The organism is Variovorax sp. RA8 (genome assembly GCF_901827175.1).
In the GTDB taxonomy this organism is placed as follows: Bacteria; Pseudomonadota; Gammaproteobacteria; order Burkholderiales; family Burkholderiaceae_C; genus Variovorax.
In genome coordinates this window covers 4,777,062-4,795,348 of sequence record NZ_LR594662.1, presented here as the reverse complement: position 1 = coordinate 4,795,348, position 18,287 = coordinate 4,777,062, and the positions used below count along the sequence as shown (strand labels likewise).

The 18,287-nt window shown below is 65.9% G+C and carries 16 protein-coding genes and 1 other RNA gene; 6 read left to right on the top strand and 11 right to left on the bottom strand.

Annotated elements, in window-relative coordinates; all coding sequences use genetic code 11:
* Positions 1 to 14 precede the first annotated feature (14 nt).
* From E5P3_RS22560 to gyrA, 11 genes are all read right to left on the bottom strand, one after another.
* On the bottom strand, positions 15 to 371 hold the full coding sequence (locus E5P3_RS22560) for a ComEA family DNA-binding protein (RefSeq protein ID WP_162587992.1): 357 nt from the start codon (positions 369 to 371) through the stop codon (positions 15 to 17).
* A 129-nt stretch (positions 372 to 500) separates the two neighbouring features.
* Positions 501 to 1,685: a lipopolysaccharide assembly protein LapB gene (gene lapB, locus E5P3_RS22555; RefSeq protein WP_162587991.1), complete on the bottom strand. Its 1,185-nt coding sequence runs from the start codon at positions 1,683 to 1,685 to the stop codon at positions 501 to 503.
* On the bottom strand, positions 1,675 to 1,992 hold the full coding sequence (locus E5P3_RS22550; protein WP_162587990.1) for a LapA family protein: 318 nt from the start codon (positions 1,990 to 1,992) through the stop codon (positions 1,675 to 1,677). The genes lapB and E5P3_RS22550 overlap by 11 nt, the downstream gene beginning before the upstream one ends.
* Before the next feature lie 32 nt (positions 1,993 to 2,024).
* Entirely contained in the window at positions 2,025 to 2,345 is a 321-nt protein-coding gene (locus tag E5P3_RS22545) for an integration host factor subunit beta (protein WP_068685143.1), read from the bottom strand.
* 49 nt (positions 2,346 to 2,394) lie between these two features.
* Entirely contained in the window at positions 2,395 to 4,083 is a 1,689-nt protein-coding gene (gene rpsA, locus E5P3_RS22540) for a 30S ribosomal protein S1 (protein WP_068685144.1), read from the bottom strand.
* 157 nt (positions 4,084 to 4,240) lie between these two features.
* A complete protein-coding gene (locus E5P3_RS22535) occupies positions 4,241 to 6,268 on the bottom strand; it encodes a bifunctional 3-phosphoshikimate 1-carboxyvinyltransferase/cytidylate kinase (RefSeq protein ID WP_162587989.1) in 2,028 nt (675 codons plus the stop codon).
* 2 nt (positions 6,269 to 6,270) lie between these two features.
* Entirely contained in the window at positions 6,271 to 7,149 is an 879-nt protein-coding gene (locus tag E5P3_RS22530; RefSeq protein WP_162587988.1) for a prephenate dehydrogenase, read from the bottom strand.
* 10 nt (positions 7,150 to 7,159) lie between these two features.
* Entirely contained in the window at positions 7,160 to 8,275 is a 1,116-nt protein-coding gene (gene pheA, locus E5P3_RS22525; protein WP_162587987.1) for a prephenate dehydratase, read from the bottom strand.
* Positions 8,276 to 8,295: 20 nt separating this feature from the next.
* Complete coding sequence (serC, locus tag E5P3_RS22520; RefSeq protein WP_162589803.1) at positions 8,296 to 9,363, bottom strand: 3-phosphoserine/phosphohydroxythreonine transaminase; 1,068 nt, start codon at positions 9,361 to 9,363, stop codon at positions 8,296 to 8,298.
* Positions 9,364 to 9,410: 47 nt separating this feature from the next.
* The gene (locus E5P3_RS22515; protein WP_162587986.1) at positions 9,411 to 9,986 is read right to left on the bottom strand and encodes a DUF2059 domain-containing protein; all 576 of its coding nucleotides are present in this window, start codon (positions 9,984 to 9,986) and stop codon (positions 9,411 to 9,413) included.
* Positions 9,983 to 12,631, bottom strand: a complete 2,649-nt coding sequence (gene gyrA / locus E5P3_RS22510; RefSeq protein ID WP_162587985.1) for a DNA gyrase subunit A — start codon at positions 12,629 to 12,631, stop codon at positions 9,983 to 9,985. The genes E5P3_RS22515 and gyrA overlap by 4 nt, the downstream gene beginning before the upstream one ends.
* A gap of 225 nt (positions 12,632 to 12,856) precedes the next feature.
* On the opposite strand from gyrA, the gene ompA reads away from it, so the two are divergent.
* From ompA to E5P3_RS22480, 6 genes are all read left to right on the top strand, one after another.
* Complete coding sequence (ompA, locus tag E5P3_RS22505) at positions 12,857 to 13,516, top strand: outer membrane protein OmpA (RefSeq protein ID WP_162587984.1); 660 nt, start codon at positions 12,857 to 12,859, stop codon at positions 13,514 to 13,516.
* 115 nt (positions 13,517 to 13,631) lie between these two features.
* Positions 13,632 to 14,354, top strand: a complete 723-nt coding sequence (gene ubiG, locus E5P3_RS22500) for a bifunctional 2-polyprenyl-6-hydroxyphenol methylase/3-demethylubiquinol 3-O-methyltransferase UbiG (protein WP_162587983.1) — start codon at positions 13,632 to 13,634, stop codon at positions 14,352 to 14,354.
* On the top strand, positions 14,351 to 15,019 hold the full coding sequence (locus E5P3_RS22495; protein WP_162587982.1) for an HAD-IA family hydrolase: 669 nt from the start codon (positions 14,351 to 14,353) through the stop codon (positions 15,017 to 15,019). Before ubiG ends, E5P3_RS22495 begins: the two co-directional genes overlap by 4 nt.
* 12 nt (positions 15,020 to 15,031) lie before the next feature.
* Positions 15,032 to 15,417, top strand: a transfer-messenger RNA (tmRNA) gene (gene ssrA, locus E5P3_RS22490).
* A gap of 150 nt (positions 15,418 to 15,567) precedes the next feature.
* Positions 15,568 to 16,497: a phytanoyl-CoA dioxygenase family protein gene (locus tag E5P3_RS22485; RefSeq protein ID WP_162587981.1), complete on the top strand. Its 930-nt coding sequence runs from the start codon at positions 15,568 to 15,570 to the stop codon at positions 16,495 to 16,497.
* A gap of 158 nt (positions 16,498 to 16,655) precedes the next feature.
* On the top strand, positions 16,656 to 18,251 hold the full coding sequence (locus E5P3_RS22480; protein WP_162587980.1) for a methyltransferase regulatory domain-containing protein: 1,596 nt from the start codon (positions 16,656 to 16,658) through the stop codon (positions 18,249 to 18,251).
* Positions 18,252 to 18,287 lie beyond the last annotated feature (36 nt).

Here is an 18,287-nt window from a genome sequence, read left to right as displayed (position 1 = left end):
CGCATGCGGGGTGCTCAGGGCTTTTGCTCGGCTTTCTTTGCCGTGCCCTCGGCCTTGTCCTTCTTGGACTCCGCCTTGGCGACCTTGGTCGCTGGCGCCGAGCCACCGAAGCTTTGGCCGTTGACCGTCAGGCCCTCGGCCGACAGCTTGGCAGCCGCCTTTTCCTTGACGCCCTTGACCCGGCTCATGAGGTCGGGCCAGTCCTTGAAGTCTCCACCCTTCTTCCGCTCGTCGATGATGCGCTTGGAGAGCGAAGGACCTACGCCCCTGACGGCATCGAGCTCCGCATCGCTTGCCTTGTTGGCATCGACAGCCGCCCACGAGGCAGCGGCAAACAGCATGGCCATGATGGCCAGAATCTTCTTCAACATTCTTGAAATTTCCCTGTCAACGTTGTGAAAGAGACGCTCCTTGCGCCCCGCCGCATGCGGATCGCATGCGGCGTGGATTTGAACGAGAAGATCGCGAACGTTGTTGAAGTTGCGACAATTTGAGGGATTTCAGAGCTCTTCCACGCGCCGCGGCGGATAGCTGTCCCAGGCTTGGCAGCCCGGGCAATGCCAGAAATGCTGGTGCGCCTCGAAGCCGCACGCGGCGCAGCGGTAGCGCATCAGCGGCCGCGCGGCCTGGTCCAGAGCCCGCTGCACGGGCTGGCGGTACTGCTCATGCGCGAAGCGCTCGCCGGCCAGCCAGCGCGCGGCCGCCACCAGCGAGGGTTGATGGCTCAGGTGGGCGATGTAGCCGTCGCGCGGCTCGGGGGGCGCCGAGGCTTCCGCTGCGATATCGTCGGGCAGCACTGGGGTGCCGCCCAGCGCCATGATGGCTTCGAGTACGTCGATGGAAGGCGAGTCTGCATAGCGGCGCTGCAGCATGAGCAGCGCCTCGCCACCGCGCTGCGATGCGACCGCGGCCTGCTGGAGCATCGTGGCGTAGAGCGGCAGTGCCAGCGGCGCGGTCTCGCACAGGGCGGCGAGTGTGTTGTAGGCGCCGGCCGCATCGCCGTTGCGCAGCTGCAGCGCGGCGGTGTCGATGGCCGGGCGCGGCGCCTGTGGCGCGAGCGCGACCGCCTGTTCCAGCAGCCGGGCCGCCCCCTGGGCGTCTCCGGCAGCCACCTGCTCGGCGGCCTGCTCGCAGAGGTGGTGCGCACGGCGCACGCTGTAGCTGGCCTGTTCGGCCTCGTCGAGCTTGTGCGCAACGGCTGCGGCCTGCGTCCATTCGCGCGAGCGCTCGTAGATGGCAAGCAGCGCGAGCCGGGCCTCGTTCTCGTAGCGGGTGCCCTCGAGCTTCTGCAGCGCGGCCTCGGCACGGTCGAGCAGTCCGGCGCGCAGGAAGTCCTGCGCCAGCGCGTGCTGCGCGCGGTCGCGATCGGCTCGGCTCAGGTCGCCCCGGCCCAGCAGGTGCTCGTGCACGCGCACCGCGCGCTGGTATTCGCCGCGGCGGCGGAACAGGTTGCCGAGCGCGAAGTGCAGCTCCTGAGTGTCGGGGTCGTTCTGCACGGCCTCGATGAAGGCGTCGATGGCCTGGTCCTGCTGCTCGTTGAGCAGGAAGTTGAGGCCGCGGAAGTAGGCCTTGGGCGCCTGGCGGTTCTCGATGCGCAGCTGCCTAAGGTCGAAGCGCGAGGCGAGCCAGCCCAGGACGAATGCGAGCGGCAGGCCAAGCAGCAGCCAGCTGAAGTCAAAGTCCATGTTGGCGTACGGCGGGCAGGTCGGTCGTGGCAGCCGGTGGCGTGGGCGCGCCGTTTGTCGCGGCAGCAGGGGCGGCAGCGCCGGGCAGCTGAGCGGCTGCGCTACGGTGCTTCCACCAGCCCGGCAGCATGCCGAGTGCGCCCACTACCAGCCCGCCGGCAAAGGCGGCGAGCACCACCAGCACCAGCGGGGCGCGCCAGGAGGTGCCGAAGAAGAAGTAGACAGTGGCGTCGTGCTGGTTGTTCAGCGCGAAAGCGAAGAGGGTAAAAAAAATGGCTGCCTTGAGCAGCCACAGGAGATATTTCATGCGCGTCCCCGTTGGCGGGGGAATTCTATGCTTCAGCCTTCGCGCCGACGCTGCTCGGCATCCAGCTCCGCGGTGCGCGCATCGACCGCTTCGCGCAGGGCCTTGCCCGGCTTGAAATGCGGCACGCGCTTCTCGGGGATCTGCACGCTTTCGCCCGAACGCGGATTGCGTCCGATGCGTGGCGGACGCCGGTTCACCGTGAAGCTGCCGAAGCCGCGGATCTCGATGCGGTGACCGCGCACCAGCGCGTCGCTCATCGCGTCAAGAATGGTCTTGACGGCGTATTCGGCATCGCGGTGCGTGAGTTGCGCGAAGCGGGCAGCTAATTCTTCAACAAGGTCCGAACGAGTCATAAACCACAGAAGTACACGGTGAGCCAGAGCTCACCGTGTTCTCGTCTGTTTACTTTTCGTTGTTGCTGTCGAGCTTGGCGCGCAGCAGGGCGCCCAGGCTGGTCGTGCCTGCGTTCTCGCGTGCCGACTGCTGGCTCAGGTTGGCCATCGCGCCTTGCTCGTCGGCCAGGTCCTTCTGCTTGATCGACAGCTGGATGTTGCGGGTCTTGCGATCCACATTGACCACCACGGCCGTGACCTCGTCGCCTTCCTTGAGCACGTTGCGGGCATCTTCCACGCGGTCGCGGGAGATCTCGCTGGCGCGCAGGTAGCCGATGATGTCGTCGCCCAGGTCGATTTCGGCGCCGCGCGGGTCGACGGTCTTGACCTTGCCGGTCACGATCTGGCCCTTGTCATTCACCGTAGTGAAGGTGGTGAAGGGGTCGCTGTCGAGCTGCTTGATGCCCAGGCTGATGCGCTCGCGGTCGACGTCGACGGCCAGCACGATCGCTTCGACTTCCTGGCCCTTCTTGTAGTTGCGCACGGCGGTTTCGCCGGGCTCGTTCCAAGAGAGGTCGGACAGGTGCACCAGGCCGTCGATACCGGCAGCCAGGCCCACGAACACGCCGAAGTCGGTGATCGACTTGATCGGACCCTTGACGCGGTCGCCGCGCTTGGTGTTCTGCGCGAATTCCTGCCACGGATTGGCCTTGCACTGCTTCATGCCCAGGCTGATGCGGCGCTTGTCTTCGTCGATCTCGAGGACCATGACTTCGACTTCGTCCCCCAGGGAGACGATCTTGTTGGGGGCGATGTTCTTGTTGGTCCAGTCCATCTCGGAGACGTGCACCAGGCCCTCGATGCCGGGCTCGAGCTCGACGAAGGCGCCGTAGTCGGCGATGTTGGTGACCTTGCCGAACAGGCGCGTGCCCTGCGGGTAGCGGCGCGAGACGCCCATCCACGGGTCGTCGCCCATCTGCTTGAGGCCCAGCGAGACGCGGTTCTTCTCGGTGTCGAACTTGAGGATCTTGGCCGTGATTTCCTGGCCGGCCTGCACCACCTCGCTCGGGTGGCGGACGCGGCGCCAGGCCATGTCGGTGATGTGCAGCAGGCCGTCGATGCCGCCGAGGTCGACGAACGCACCGTATTCGGTGATGTTCTTGACCACACCGCGCACGACTGCGCCTTCCTTCAGGGTCTCCATCAGCTTGGCGCGCTCTTCGCCCATGCTGGCCTCGACCACTGCGCGGCGCGAGAGCACCACGTTGTTGCGCTTGCGGTCGAGCTTGATGACCTTGAATTCGAGGGTCTTGTTCTCGTACGGGGTCAGGTCCTTGATCGGACGGGTGTCGATCAGCGAGCCCGGCAGGAAGGCGCGGATGCCGTTGACCAGGACGGTCAGGCCGCCCTTGACCTTGCCGCTCGTCGTGCCGGTGACGAAGTCGCCGGATTCGAGCGCCTTCTCGAGCGCCAGCCACGAGGCCAGGCGCTTGGCGGTGTCGCGGGAGAGGATGGTGTCGCCGTAGCCGTTCTCGACGCTGCCGATGGCCACGGAGACGAAATCGCCGGCCTGGACTTCGAGTTCGCCCTTGTCGTTCTTGAACTCCTCGATCGGCACGTAGGCCTCGGACTTGAGGCCGGCGTTGACCACGACGTGGTTGTGCTCGACGCGCACGACTTCGGCGGTGATGACCTCGCCGCTGCGCATTTCGGAACGCTTCAGGGATTCTTCGAACAGGTCGGCAAAAGATTCAGACATGTGTCATTTCCTTCCGTCACGCAGGGTTTGCAGTCGCACCATTGCGCCTGGCTGGGTCTGGAGACGGCGGTTGTGGGCTTGGTGCCCGGGTTGAGTTGAACAACCAGCAGGCCGGTGCGCTGTCGCGCGGCGGGGACCTGCTGGACCGAAACGCTCTTCAGGAGGACCCGAAGGGCTGTACTTCCTGCCACCAGGACAGCACTTGCTCGACCGATTGCTCGACCGAGAGAGTGGAGTTGTCCAGGAGGCGGGCATCAGGCGCCGGCTTCAAAGGGGCGACGCTGCGGGAGGAGTCCCGAAGGTCGCGCGCTTCCAGATCGGCGCGAAGACCGGCGAGTGTAGTCGAAATACCCTTTGAAATCAATTGCTTATGCCGCCTCTCCGCGCGCTGGGCGGCACTGGCGGTCAGGTAGACCTTGAGGGCGGCATCGGGAAAGACGACCGTGCCCATGTCACGGCCGTCGGCCACGAGACCGGGCAGGCGGCGGAAGCTCTTCTGCAGCGACAGCAACGCCTGTCGCACGACCGGCAGCGCGGAGACGCGGGAGGCGTCCATGCCGGCCGCCTCGGTACGGATGGCGTCGCTGACGTCCTCGTCGGCCAACAGGACCTTGCCGTCGGCGAAGCGCAGGGGCAGGGTGCGCGCGAGTTCGGCGATCCGTGCTTCGTGGGTGGCGTCCGCCTCGAGGCCGCTGCGGCGCATCGCGAGGCCGGTGACGCGGTAGAGCGTGCCCGAATCGAGATAGTGGTAGCCCAGCTGGTATGCCACGGCCACGGCCAGCGTCCCCTTGCCCGAGGCGGTGGGGCCGTCGATGCAGATCACCGGCACTTCGGCCGCCTCGGCCACCGAGAAGAGGGTCTCGAAGTAGTCGGGAAAGGTCTTGGCGACGCAATGCGGCTCGAGGATGCGCACGGGCAGCCCGGACGGATTGAAGGCTGCCAGCGAGAAGCACATTGCCACCCGGTGGTCGTCGTAGGTGCGGATGCTCGCGGCACGCCAATCGGCCGCGCGGAGAGGATGCACGCGCAGGAAGTCGGGGCCGTCCTCGACGACGGCCCCCAGCTTGCGCAGTTCCCGGGCCATGGCATCGATGCGGTCGGTCTCCTTGACGCGCCAGCTCGCGATGTTGCGCAGCAGGCAGGGGCCGTCGGCGTACAGCGCCATGACAGCCAGGGTCATCGCGGCGTCGGGGATGTGATTGGCGTCGAGCTCGATTGCCTTGAGCGGCCAGGCTCCGCGCGAGATCGCCAGCCAGTTGGGGCCGCTGTCGATCCGGGCGCCCATCTGCCGCGCCGCCTCGACGAAGCGGATGTCGCCCTGGATCGAGTCCGCGCCCACCCCCTCGATGCGGATGCCTTCACCCTTGGCGATCGCGCCAAGCGCGATGAAGTAGCTGGCCGAGGACGCATCGGCTTCGACGTGGATGTCTCCGGGCGAGCGGTAGCGGCTGCCGGCCGGGATGACGAAGCGTTCCCAGCCTTCGCGCCGGACGTCGATGCCGAAGCGTGACAGCAGGTTGAGCGTGATCTCGATGTAGGGCTTGGAGATCAGTTCGCCGATCACCTCGATCGTGATGTCGCGCCCCGCGGCCGGACCGTTCCCGGGTGGGGCAGACCCCGCGGCCAGCGGCAGCGCCAGCAGCAGGGCGGTCAGGAACTGGCTGGAGACATCGCCGCGCACCCGGATCGGCGCATCCAACTGGAGCGTATCGATCGGCACCGGATGGATGGCCAGCGGCGGATAGCCGGGGTTGCCGAGGTAGTCGATGCGGCAGCCGAGCTGCACGAGCGCGTCGATCAGATCGCCGATCGGCCGCTCGTGCATGCGCGGCACGCCCGACAGCTCGAACTCGCCCCCGAGCAGCGACAGCGCCGCTGTCAGCGGCCGCATCGCGGTCCCGGCATTGCCCAGGAAGAGCTTGGCGCCGGAGGTGCGCAGCCGGCCGTCGAGACCCTCGATGCGTAGTGCGGCGCCTGCGCGGTCGATGCGGCAGCCGAGCGCAGCGAGGGCATCGAGCATCACCCGCGTGTCGTCCGAGTCCAGCAGGTCGTGCACGGTGGTCGTGCCACCGGCAAGCGCCGCCAGCAGCAGTACCCGGTTGGAAATGCTCTTTGAACCTGGAAGGCGCACGGTGCCGCCGGCACCCGCGAGTGGTGGGAGGTCGAGGAAGGGCGTGGAGAACATGGTCAGTCCGGCGACACGCCGGCGCCCGGCTGCCATCGTGCGCGGGCGGCGCTCGCTGCAGCGATGGCGTCCTCGAGCGCCTGCGCATCGCCGGCGCGCACCAGGGCTTCGAGCTGCGAGAGGGACGCGAGAAAGGCCTGCGACTGCTGCAGTACCTGCTCGCGATTGGCCATCAGGACGTCGCGCCACAGGGCCGGGTCGCCGGCTGCGATGCGCGTGAAGTCGCGAAAGCCCGGGCCGGCCAGCTCGAGGAAGCGCTGCCCCTCAGGCTGGGCCGTGATTGCGTTGGTGAAGGCGAAGGCGAGCAGGTGGGGGAGGTGGCTGACGGCCGCGAAAGCCTTGTCGTGCGCCTCCGGTGTCATGGTCAAGACCTTGGCACCGATTCCGGACCAGACCTGCGTTGCGCGCTGCACGTTGGAACGCAGCGTGGCCTTGACGGGCGTCAGGACCACCTGGCGTCCGGCGTAGAGGCTCGCATCGGCGTGCTCGACACCGGCGACCTCCCTGCCGGCGATCGGATGCGCGGGAACGAAGCTGGCGAACTGATCATGCAGCCCGCGTCGCGCAGCCTCGATCACGTCGCCCTTGGTCGAGCCCACGTCCATCACGAGCATCTGCTCGGATATGCCGTGGCGGATCGCCTTGAAGGTGGCTTCAGAGGCGCCCACCGGCACCGCGATCAGCACCAGGTCGGCGCCAGACACCGCAAGCAGTGCGGAGGGCGCCGCGACGTCGATCACGCCCAGCTGCCGGGCCCGCTCCGTGGTCGATGGCGACTTGCTGTAGCCGACCACGCGCTTCACCAGCTTGGCGCGCTTGAGCGCCAGCGCGAAGGAGCCGCCCATCAGGCCGCAGCCGATCAAGCCGAGCTGTTCGAACATGGCGGCGACCTCAGGCGGTGACGGGGTAGGCCCCGATGACCTTGTAGAACGCGCAGAGCTTGCGCAGTTCGGCGAGGGCGGCGGCCACGTTGGGCTGCGAAGGATGGCCGTCGAGGTCGATGTAGAAGTAGTACTCCCACTGGCCGGTGCGCGCGGGGCGCGACTCGAAGCGGGTCATCGAAACATCGTTGAGCTTGAGGGGGACCAGCAGGTCGTGGACGGCGCCCGGCCGGTTCGGCACGGAGACCACCAGGCTGGTGCAGTCCTTGCTCGAGGCCGGCGGCATGGCCAGGGTCTGCGGCAGGCAGATGATGGCGAAACGGGTGCGGTTGTACGAGTCGTCCTGGATCGCATGCGACACGATGTGCAGCCCGAAGCGCGTGGCGGCCCGTTCGCTGGCCAAGCCGGCCCAGGCCGGGTTGCCGGCCGCGAGCCGGGCGCCCTCGGCATTGCTGGAGACGGCGCGCCGCTCTGCATGCGGCAGGTGCTTGGACAGCCAGGTCTGGCACTGCGCAAGCGCCTGCGGGTGGGCCAGGACCGCCTCGATACCCTCCAGCGAATTGACCGTGCGCAGCAGGTGGTGACGCACCAGCAGGCTGACCTCGCCGACCACGTGGGTCGGGGAGTGCAGGAACAGGTCGAGTGAGCGCGTGACCACGCCTTCGGTGGTGTTCTCGACGCCGACCACGCCGTATTGCGCGCTACCAGCCGCCGTGGCGTGGAAAACCTCGTCGAAGCTGGCGCAGTAGATCAGGTCGGCGGCGCCGCCGAAGTACTCGATGGCCGCTTGCTCGCAGAAGGTGCCCTCGGGTCCAAGCACGGCGACGCGCTGCGGCGACTCGAGCGCCAGGCAGGCCGACATGATCTCGCGCCAGATGGCAGCCACGTGCAGCGCCTTGAGCGGGCCCTGGTTGCTCTGCTGCATCTTCTCGATCACCTGCGCGACGCGGTCGGGTCGGAAGTAGGGCGTGCCTTCGCGCTTCTTGACCTCACCCACCTGCTCGGCCACGTGGGCGCGGCGGTTGAGGAGGTCGAGCAGTTGCCGGTCGAGCGAATCGATCTGCACCCGGAGGTCGGCGAGGCTGGCGGAAGGGTCGGAGGCGGGGGAGGGCGTGGAGGCGGTCATCGGTCAGGTCGCACGCATCTCTACGCGTGCGACTGCTCGAATTCTCGCATGTAGCCCACCAGCGCCTGCACGCCTTCGAGCGGCATCGCGTTGTAGATGCTGGCCCGCATGCCGCCGACCGACTTGTGGCCCTTGAGCTGCAGCAGGCCGGCCTCGCGCGCGCCCGCCAGGAAAGCCTCGTTGCGGCTCTCGTCCTTGAGGAAGAAGGGGACGTTCATGCGCGAGCGGCAGTCGGGCGCGACCCGGTTTTCGTAGAACGGCGACGCATCGATGAAGTCGTAGAGCAGCCGTGCCTTGGCGATGTTGCGTTGCTCCATCGCCGCGACGCCGGTCAGCGCGCCCTCAGTCTGCTGCCGCAGCCACTGGAAGGTGAGTCCCGCAACGTAGATGGCCCAGGTCGGCGGGGTGTTGTACATGGACCCGTTGTCCGCGACGATCCGGTAGTTGAAGGCGCTGGGGCAGATCTCGAGCGCGTGGCCCAGCAGGTCGTCGCGCACGATCACCAGCGTGAGGCCAGCCGGGCCGAGATTTTTCTGAGCGCCGCCGAAAGCCAGGCCGACGCGGCCCCAGTCGACGGGGCGCGAAGCCACGTGCGAGGAGAAGTCGATGACCAGTGGGGACTTGCTGCCCAGCGCGGCCAGATCAGGCAACTCCTGGAATTCGACGCCGTGGATGGTCTCGTTCGAGCAGAGGTGCACGTAGGAAGCATCGCCCGAGAGCTGCCAGCTCGCAGCCGCGGGCAGCCGTGTGTGCTGGCTGTCGGCGTTCGAGGCCGCAATGCGCGACTGGCAATAGCGCTGCGCTTCCTTCTGCGACTTGGCGCTCCAACTGCCGGTGATCACGAAGTCGACGCTTCCGCCGCGCGACAGGTTCATGGGGACGATCGCGTTCTCGCCCAGGCCGCCGCCCTGCATGAAGAGGATGTGGAACTGCTCGGGCACCGCGAGCAGCGTGCGCAGGTCGGCTTCGGTCTGAGCGCAGATTGCGCCGAACTCCTTGCCGCGATGGCTCATCTCCATCACGCTCATGCCGCTGCCATGCCAGTCCAGCATCTCGGCGGCGGCGCGTTGCAGCACTGCCTCCGGCATCGCGGCCGGACCGGCGGAGAAGTTGTACGGGCGACCCGCGCTTGGCGTCACTTCTTGGCGGGCGCCTTGGGCGCTGACTTGGCCGGCGATGCACCTTCCGTCGGCGCCCCCAGGGCCTTGGCGACATTGGCGTCGAGCGTGCGCATTTTCGGCTCGATGCTGGAGCGGGTCTCGGCCACCAGCTTTTCCGTCAGCGCGGTCTGCATCTTGGGGTTGAGTTCCTGGTACTTCTTGCTCAGGGGCGAGTTGATCCAGGCCAGCAGCTGGCGCAGTTCTTCTTCGCTGAAGTTGTCGCGCAGGATCGGGCCTAGCGCGTCCGGCGCGAGCGCCACGGCCTTGTCGCGCACGATGGGGTAGGCTTCGTCGAAGTACTTCTTGAGCTCGGCGTCGGCAGCCTTGGCGGCGGCCTCGCGCTTCTCGGCGGGGACCTGCGTCTGCAGGTATTGCGAGCCGGCCTGCGCGATGGGAGCGCTCGACTGCTCGACCAGTCCGCGTGCGAGCGCCTCGATGCCGGGGCGCTGCAGGTCGAGGAACTGCTTGACCATTGCCGGCTTGTCCTGGGCCATGGCCATGGAGCTGCCGGCGATCGCGATCGCGAGGAGCGCGAACTTGAAATTTTTCACTGAGGGTTCTCCGTTGAAGATGTTGAAGTAGCGTCGTCGGCGCCGTTGTCGTTTTCCGCATTCGCGTCGTTCTCGACGATGCGCTGCAGGCCGCTGAGCTTGGCGCCTTCGTCGAGCCCGATCAGCGTGACACCTTGCGTCGCGCGGCCGAGTTCGCGGATTTCGGAGACTCGGGTGCGCACGAGCACGCCCTTGTCGGTGATGAGCATGATTTCATCGTCGGCATGCACCAGGGTGGCAGCCACGACCTTTCCGTTGCGCTCACTTTGTTGAATGGCAATCATGCCTTTGGTTCCGCGGCCGTGACGCGTGTACTCGGTAATGCTTGTGCGTTTTCCGTAACCATTTTCCGTAGCGGTGAGCACGCTCTGTTCCTCGTCCTCGGCCACCAGCATGGCGATCACGCCCTGGCCGTCCTCCAGCGTCATGCCGCGCACGCCGCGCGCATTGCGGCCCATCGGACGCACGTCGTTCTCGTCGAAGCGCACAGCCTTGCCGCCGTCGGAGAACAGCATGACGTCGTGCGCGCCGTCGGTCAGTGCGGCGCCGATGAGGTAGTCGCCCGGGTCCAGGTCGACCGCGATGATGCCGGCCTTGCGCGGATTGCTGAACTCGTCGAGCGCGGTCTTCTTGACCGTGCCCATGGAAGTCGCCATGAAGACGTACTGGTTGGCCGGGAAGGTGCGCTTCTCGCCCGTGAGCGGCAGCACGACGTTGATCTTCTCGCCTTCCTGCAGAGGGAACATGTTGACGATGGGCCGGCCGCGCGAACCGCGCGAGCCCGCCGGTGCCTCCCACACCTTGAGCCAGTACAGCCGGCCGCGGTTGGAGAAGCAAAGGATGTAGTCGTGCGTGTTGGCGATGAAGAGCTGGTCGATCCAGTCGTCTTCCTTGGTGGCAGTGGCCTGCTTGCCGCGTCCGCCGCGCTTCTGCGCCCGGTACTCGCCCAGCGGCTGGCTCTTGATATAGCCGGCGTGGGAGAGGGTGACGACCATGTCGGTCGGCGTAATCAGGTCCTCGGTGGACAGGTCGAAGGCGCTGTGCTCGACCTGGCTGCGGCGCGCGCCCAGCTTGGCCTGGCCGAACTCCTGCTTGAGGGTGGCGAGCTCATCGCCGATGATGGTCGAGACGCGCTCGGGCTTGGCCAGGATGTCCAGCAGATCGTCGATCTCGGCCATCACTTCCTTGTACTCGGCCACGATCTTGTCCTGCTCCAGGCCGGTCAGGCGCTGCAGACGCATCTGCAGGATTTCCTGGGCCTGCGTGTCCGAAAGACGATACAGACCGTCCGAGCTCATGCCGTAGTCGCGCTCCAGCCCGTCCGGGCGATAGTCGTCGGCATTGACGATTCCGCCGTCAGCGCGCGCGCGGGTAAGCATCTCGCGCACCAGCTTGCTGTCCCAGCGGCGCGTCATCAGCTCTGCCTTGGCGACTGGCGGCGTTGGCGCGTTGCGGATGATGGCGATGAACTCGTCGATATTGGCCAGCGCGACCGCCAGGCCTTCGAGCACGTGGCCGCGCTCGCGCGCCTTGCGCAGGTTGAAGACCGTGCGGCGCGTCACCACTTCGCGGCGGTGCTGCAGGAAGACCTCGATCAGGTCCTTCAGGTTGCACAGCTTCGGCTGACCATCTACCAGCGCAACCATGTTGATGCCGAAGGTGTCCTGCAGCTGGGTCTGCTTGTAGAGGTTGTTCAGCACGACCTCGGGCACCTCGCCGCGCTTGAGCTCGATGACCAGCCGCATGCCCGACTTATCGGACTCGTCCTGGATATGGCTGATGCCTTCGATCTTCTTCTCGTGCACCAGCTCGGCCATGCGCTCCTGCAGCGTCTTCTTGTTGACCTGGTAGGGCAGCTCGTCGACGATGATCGCCTGCCGTTGGCCGCGGTCAATGTCCTCGAAGTGGCACCTGGCGCGCATCACCACCTTGCCGCGACCCGTACGGTAGCCGTCCTTGATTCCGTTGACGCCGTAGATGATCCCGGCGGTCGGGAAATCCGGCGCCGGGATGATTTCCATCAGGTCGTCGATGCTGGCGTCCGGGTGGCGCAGAAGGTGCAGGCAACCATCGACGACTTCGTTCAGGTTGTGAGGAGGGATGTTGGTTGCCATCCCGACGGCAATGCCACCCGAACCGTTGACCAGCAAATTCGGCAGTTTGCTTGGCAATACCAGCGGTTCTTTCTCGCTGCCATCGTAATTCGGACCGAAATCGACGGTTTCCTTGTCGATGTCGGCCAGCATTTCATGCGCAATCTTCGCGAGCCGAATTTCCGTGTAGCGCATCGCGGCCGCGTTGTCGCCGTCGACGGATCCGAAATTGCCCTGGCCATCGACCAGCATGTGGCGCATCGAGAAGTCCTGAGCCAGCCGCACGATGGTGTCGTAGACCGACTGGTCGCCGTGCGGGTGGTACTTGCCGATGACATCGCCGACGATACGCGCCGACTTCTTGTATGGACGGTTCCAGTCGTTGTTGAGCTCGTGCATCGCGTACAACACGCGCCGATGCACCGGCTTGAGGCCGTCGCGCGCATCGGGGAGGGCGCGTCCCACGATCACGCTCATGGCGTAATCGAGATAGCTGCGGCGCATTTCCTCTTCGAGGCTGATGGGCAAAGTTTCTTTGGCGAACGAGGTCATTGGCAGCGGGCTGACGGCAAGGAACCGGAAATTTTACGCCGTGCAGGGTGTCGCACCGCCGCAACACAAGCCCGGGATTCCGCCTTCGTCCTACGGTTCAGGGGCGCCTGCCGGGCGGTTTGCCAAAGATCCCATGGCACAATCGCCTCAACGTTTTGGGTGGTGGTCACTTAAAGCGTCCTTGATTCGCAGCGCGGCTGCGGCTTTTTCCCCAAGAGGAGAACCATGAAGAAACTGAATAAAGTGGCGATGATGTTTGCAGTCGCTGCGCTCGCCACTGCCGCCGGCGCGCAGACCCGTGTCACCGCCGCGAACGGTGGGCCCGTGATCGACAACTGGCAAAACGGCACTGGCGAATTGGTCTGGAAGAACGGCACGAACGAACTCTGCTGGCGCGATGCGAACTGGACGCCTGCAACCGCTGCCGCTGGCTGCGACGGCGCCTTGGTTCCGCCGCCGCCCCCCGCTGCCGTGACTCCGGCTGCTCCGCCAGCTCCGGCTGCTCCGGCTGCTCCCGCTGTTGCCGCCTCGAAGGTCACCTTCGCTGCCGATGCCTTCTTCGATTTCGACAAGTCCGTGCTCAAGCCCGAAGGCCGCGCCAAGCTGGACGACCTGGTTTCGAAGATCCGCGACGTGAACCTCGAAGTCATCATCGCCGTGGGTCATACCGACTCGATCGGTACCGACGCCTACAACCAGCGCCTGTCGGTTCGTCGCGCTGAAGCCGTCAAGGCCTACCTGGTCTCGAAGGGCATCGAACGCAACCGCGTCTACACCGAAGGCAAGGGCGAGAAGCAACCTGTCGCCGACAACCGCACCCGCGAAGGTCGCGCCAAGAACCGCCGCGTGGAAATCGAAGTGGTCGGTACCCGCGCCAATCGTTGATTCGCAAGAATCTTCAAAACAAACCCCGCCTCGGCGGGGTTTTTTAATGGAGAAATGCATTTGCGGATTCGCCGAGGCTGGCCTAAGGCAATTCGCGTCGTTTCATAATCCACATATGACCGAAACCGTGAATGCCGATCCAGCGGAACTCGCCAAATTCTCAGAGCTGGCGCACCGCTGGTGGGATCTGGAAAGTGAATTCCGGCCGCTCCATGAAATTAATCCACTCCGCCTTGAGTGGATCGAAAGTATTGCGCCCATAGCAGGACGCCGGGTGCTGGACGTGGGCTGCGGCGGCGGAATCCTCGCCGATGCTATGGCGCGGCGCGGCGGCGACGTGCTTGGCATCGACTTGGCCGACAAGGCCCTCAAGGTGGCCCAACTGCACGCGCTGGAGGCTGCGACGCGCGGCGTGAAGTATCGCCAGATCAGCGCCGAGGCGCTGGCTGCGGAGCAGCCCGAGAGCTTTGACGTTGTCACTTGCATGGAGATGTTGGAGCACGTGCCGCAGCCGGCCTCGGTCGTGGAGGCCTGCGCCCGGCTGGCCAAGCCCGGCGGCTGGGTCTTCTTCTCGACCATCCATCGCAACCTCAAGTCATTCCTGTTGGCGATCGTCGGGGCGGAATACGTGCTGGGAATGCTGCCGCGCGGTACGCACGAATACCGGAAACTGATCCGGCCGAGCGAGCTGGCTGCCCACTGCCGCGCTGCAGGGCTCGACCTGCGCCAGACCCGCGGCCTGCAGCACAATCCCATCACGCGCCGCTATTGGCTCAGTGACGACACCAGCGTCAACTACATGTTTGCAACGCGCAAGCCCCCGTTACCCCAGTCATGATCTCCGCTACCGGAACCAGAGCCGTCCTGTTCGACTTGGACGGTACGCTGATCGACAGCGCACCCGACCTGGGCGCTGCTGCCGATCAAATGCGCACCGACCGCGGATTGGCCTCACTGCCGATGGAGCGTTATCGCCCCATGGCCGGCGCTGGCGCGCGCGGGATGCTGGGCGTGGCCTTCGGTATCACGCCCGACGCCCCGGACTTCGCAGCGCTGCGCGAGGAATTTTTCCTCAACTATGAAGCTCTGATGATGCGCACGCGTGTATTCGAGGGCGTGGCTGAGTTGGTGGCGGCCATTTGCGCGCACGGCATGCACTGGGGTGTGGTGACCAACAAGTCGGTCCGCTTCACCGAGCCGCTCACGCGTGCAATGCCGTTGTTCGCCACGGCGCGTGCGATCGTCAGCGGCGACACAACTCCTTACGCCAAGCCGCATCCCGAGCCGCTGTTCGAGGCGGCACGGCAACTGGGCGTGAGGCCGGAGCGCTGCATCTATGTGGGCGACGACGAGCGCGACATGGCGGCTGGGCGGGCCGCGGGCATGCGCACCGTGGCCGCGGCGTACGGCTACATGGGCGCCGATGCGGATGTCACGCTGTGGGAAGCCGACGCGGCCATCGAATCGCCCCTTGAGCTCTTGCAACTACTGGAAGCGGCCTAAAATAGGCAACTTGGGGCTGCACTGGTTTCGACGTGGGTTCGGAATCGCAGCGGGGCATGTCGAGCTGAATGCGCTCGTAAAACAGATTCAAACAAACTAACTGCAAACGACGAACGTTTCGCACTCGCCGCTTAATTGCCGGTGAGCTTTGCAACAGCACGCCGATGGGCTGGGCAAGGGGGCACGGAGCAATCCGCGCCTCCCGGCTGCAAAGATAATCTACATCGGCTGGCCTCGATCCGGGTACCTTGGGTCGAGGCGAGATCCAAGGGTACTGGCGGCCGGTGTAGCGTGCGACTGCGCGACACCGGTGGCGAGACTCAAAACAGATCGCTAAACATGTAGATCTGCGCGAAGAAGGCTTGCGGACGGGGGTTCAAATCCCCCCAGCTCCACCATTCAACTCGCAAAGACTTCTTCTTTGCGTTCACGATGTCGCGGTTTGCTCCCGAGGGGCACCGCATCGTCATCGCTTCCACCCTCCCTTCAAGTACGATGCCGCGCCGATCGGTTCTGTCGGGCCGGCGCGCAATTTCGGGAGACGCACAATGACAATCACCACACCCTCGCTGCAGCCTGTCGCGTGGAGTGACCTGTGCGATGCCCGCTTCTGGCGTTCGCTCGCGCCGCAGCTTCGTATCGGCGGTGTGCAGTCGGATGCTGGGGCCGCGCCGCGGCAGAGCTATGAGCGGCTCGCGCAACGGATGTCGAAGGACGGCTATTTCGGCGACAGCGACGAGGTGATCGAGCGGCTGGCGCCGCGCGTCGGCGAGGCCGTGAAGCGCTGCGTCGCCGTCGGGCTGCCGGCCGTGTTCGCGTGGGTCTACGACGAGCCGTGGGCTTGCTACGCGCGCCTCCGACCCGTGTTCGCGCATTTCCTGGGTGCCGAGTTCAAGCCATTGCCGGCGTTCTGGGCGTGGCACGTCGATCCGAAGAAGGGGGAGACCGGCTGGAAGCCGCACCGTGACAATCGCTACAACTCGCTCGCCGCGGATGGGTCGCCGATCTCGCTCACCTGTTGGATCCCGCTGTCCGACGCGAACCCGCTCAACAGCTGCATGTACATCGTGCCGAAGCAAATGGATCCCGGTTACAGCACGCCCGCCGGCATGCCGGAGCCGCCGACGCCTGTGTTTGCCGCGCGCGCGCTGCCGGCGAAGCCCGGCGACTACCTGGTCTGGAACCAGTGCGTCATGCACTGGGGCGGCCCGACCAGCGAGTTTGCCGAGCACCCCCGCATGAGCATGGCACTGGAGTTTCAGCGCGGCGATGTTCAACCCATCATGCGGCCGTTCCGGCGCGGGGAACATCTTCCGGCGATGTCTCCCTTGCTGGAACAGAAACCCCTTCCCGGCTTCGACGCCCGCCTGCAACTCGTCGCGCGTCAGATCCTCCAGTACCAGCACATGTATGGCTTGTCGCAGGGTCTCGCCGACCTCGCGGCGTATTTGCTGACGGCGCACACGCGCGACGGCTAGCAGCGGCGTCCAGCTGCAATTCTGATTCTTTCTATCGCGTTCCTCGCGCGTTGTCGCACGCGGGCTATAGTCCGCCTCGCTCGCGCATGCAGCCTGAGGGGATCGGCCCTCCGGCAGGCAACGGAGAACCCGTGGCCGGCGCGCGCTGGAGGATACACATGGAATCATCGACGAAGCCCACGACCTCGAACTACTACGATGTCGTTCCGTACGAGTCTCATCCCTTTCCACAATCGACGATCGAGCATCTCGAGGCCCTCGCCTTCCTCTTCGGCCTCGCCACGCCGCCGCTCAAGAAGGCGCGGGTGCTCGAACTGGGCTGCGCGGCGGGCGGCAACCTGATCCCCATCGCCGCCCGCCATCCGGACGCATCGATGGTCGGCGTTGATCTGTCCTCGGTCCAGATCCAGCAGGGCCAGGCGGCCATCGACCAGGCGCAACTCAAGAACATCGAGCTGCGGGCGCTGGACATCACAGGCATCGACGCTTCCTTCGGCCAGTTCGACTACATCATCTGCCACGGCGTCTACAGCTGGGTGCCGGCGCCGGTGCAGGATGCCATCCTGCGCATCTGCTCCCAAAACCTGGCCCCCGAGGGCGTGGCCTACATCAGCTACAACGTGTACCCGGGCTGGAAGGCACGCGAGATCGTGCGCGACGCCATGATCCTGCGCGGCGCCCCGCGCGACGAACCCGACGAGAAGCTTTCCTACGCTCGCGGCATGCTCGAGTTCCTGGAACAGTCGGCAAGGCCAGACAGCGTGCTCAAGAAGACGCTGGAAGAGGCCATGCCGATCGTGCGCAACTCAGGGGCGTACTACCTCCTGCACGAGTTCCTCGAGCCGCACAACGCCCCTTGCTACTTCAAGGAGTTCGCCGCCCGCGCCGGCGCCCACGGCCTCAGCTACCTGGCGGACGCCGAGCCCTCGACCATGTTCGTGCAGAACTACGGGGAAAAGGTGCGCGACCCGCTGCTGAGGGAATGCGGGGGCAGCCAGATCATGATGGAGCAATACCTGGATTTCCTGGTCAACAGGACCTTCCGGCAAACGCTGCTCGTCAAGCAGGGGCGTGCCTCGGGCGTCCGCTATCGCCTCGACACGGAGCGCATCAGGGCGCTTGAGTACGCCGGGGTGTTTTCGGCCGAAGATGGCGAAGTGCTCACGCTCGACGCGCGCGAGCAGGTCTGCCGCGCGATACGCAACCTCAAGGTCACGTTGCGGCTGCCGGTCCACAAGGCGGTGGCCCAGGTGCTCGACGAGCGCTACCCGGCGAGCACGCCGACCAATACGTTGATCGCCGCGGTCTCGGCGCGCACCGGCGAGCCGCGCGGCGCCGTCGAGACGCCGGTCATGGCGATGCTGGAAGAACTGCTGATCCTCGGCGCGGTGCGCATCCGGCGCACGCCGCCACAGGCCAGCGTCGCGGTGTCGGCCTTCCCGCGGGCGTCGGCCGTGACCCGCAATGCGCGGGGTCTCGCGCTGAGTGCAGGGCCAACGGCCGTCGCCTGCAATCAATGGCATGAGCTGGTGGGACTCTCCCTGCTCGAGCGCTGCTTGCTGCCCTTGCTCGACGGCAGGCATTCGCACGAATCCCTGGCCGAGCACCTGGCCGCCGAGGCCCGAGCTGGACGGCTGCGTTTCATCAAGGACGAGAAGCCGCTGACCGAGGAAGTGGCGCTGCGCGAGTTCACGCAGCGGCAGGTGGCCCTGGCCTTGCGCGATCTTCGTCGAAAGGCGCTGATAGAGGCATGATGCACTCCTTTGCAAAAAGGAGATCGCGGTGAAACA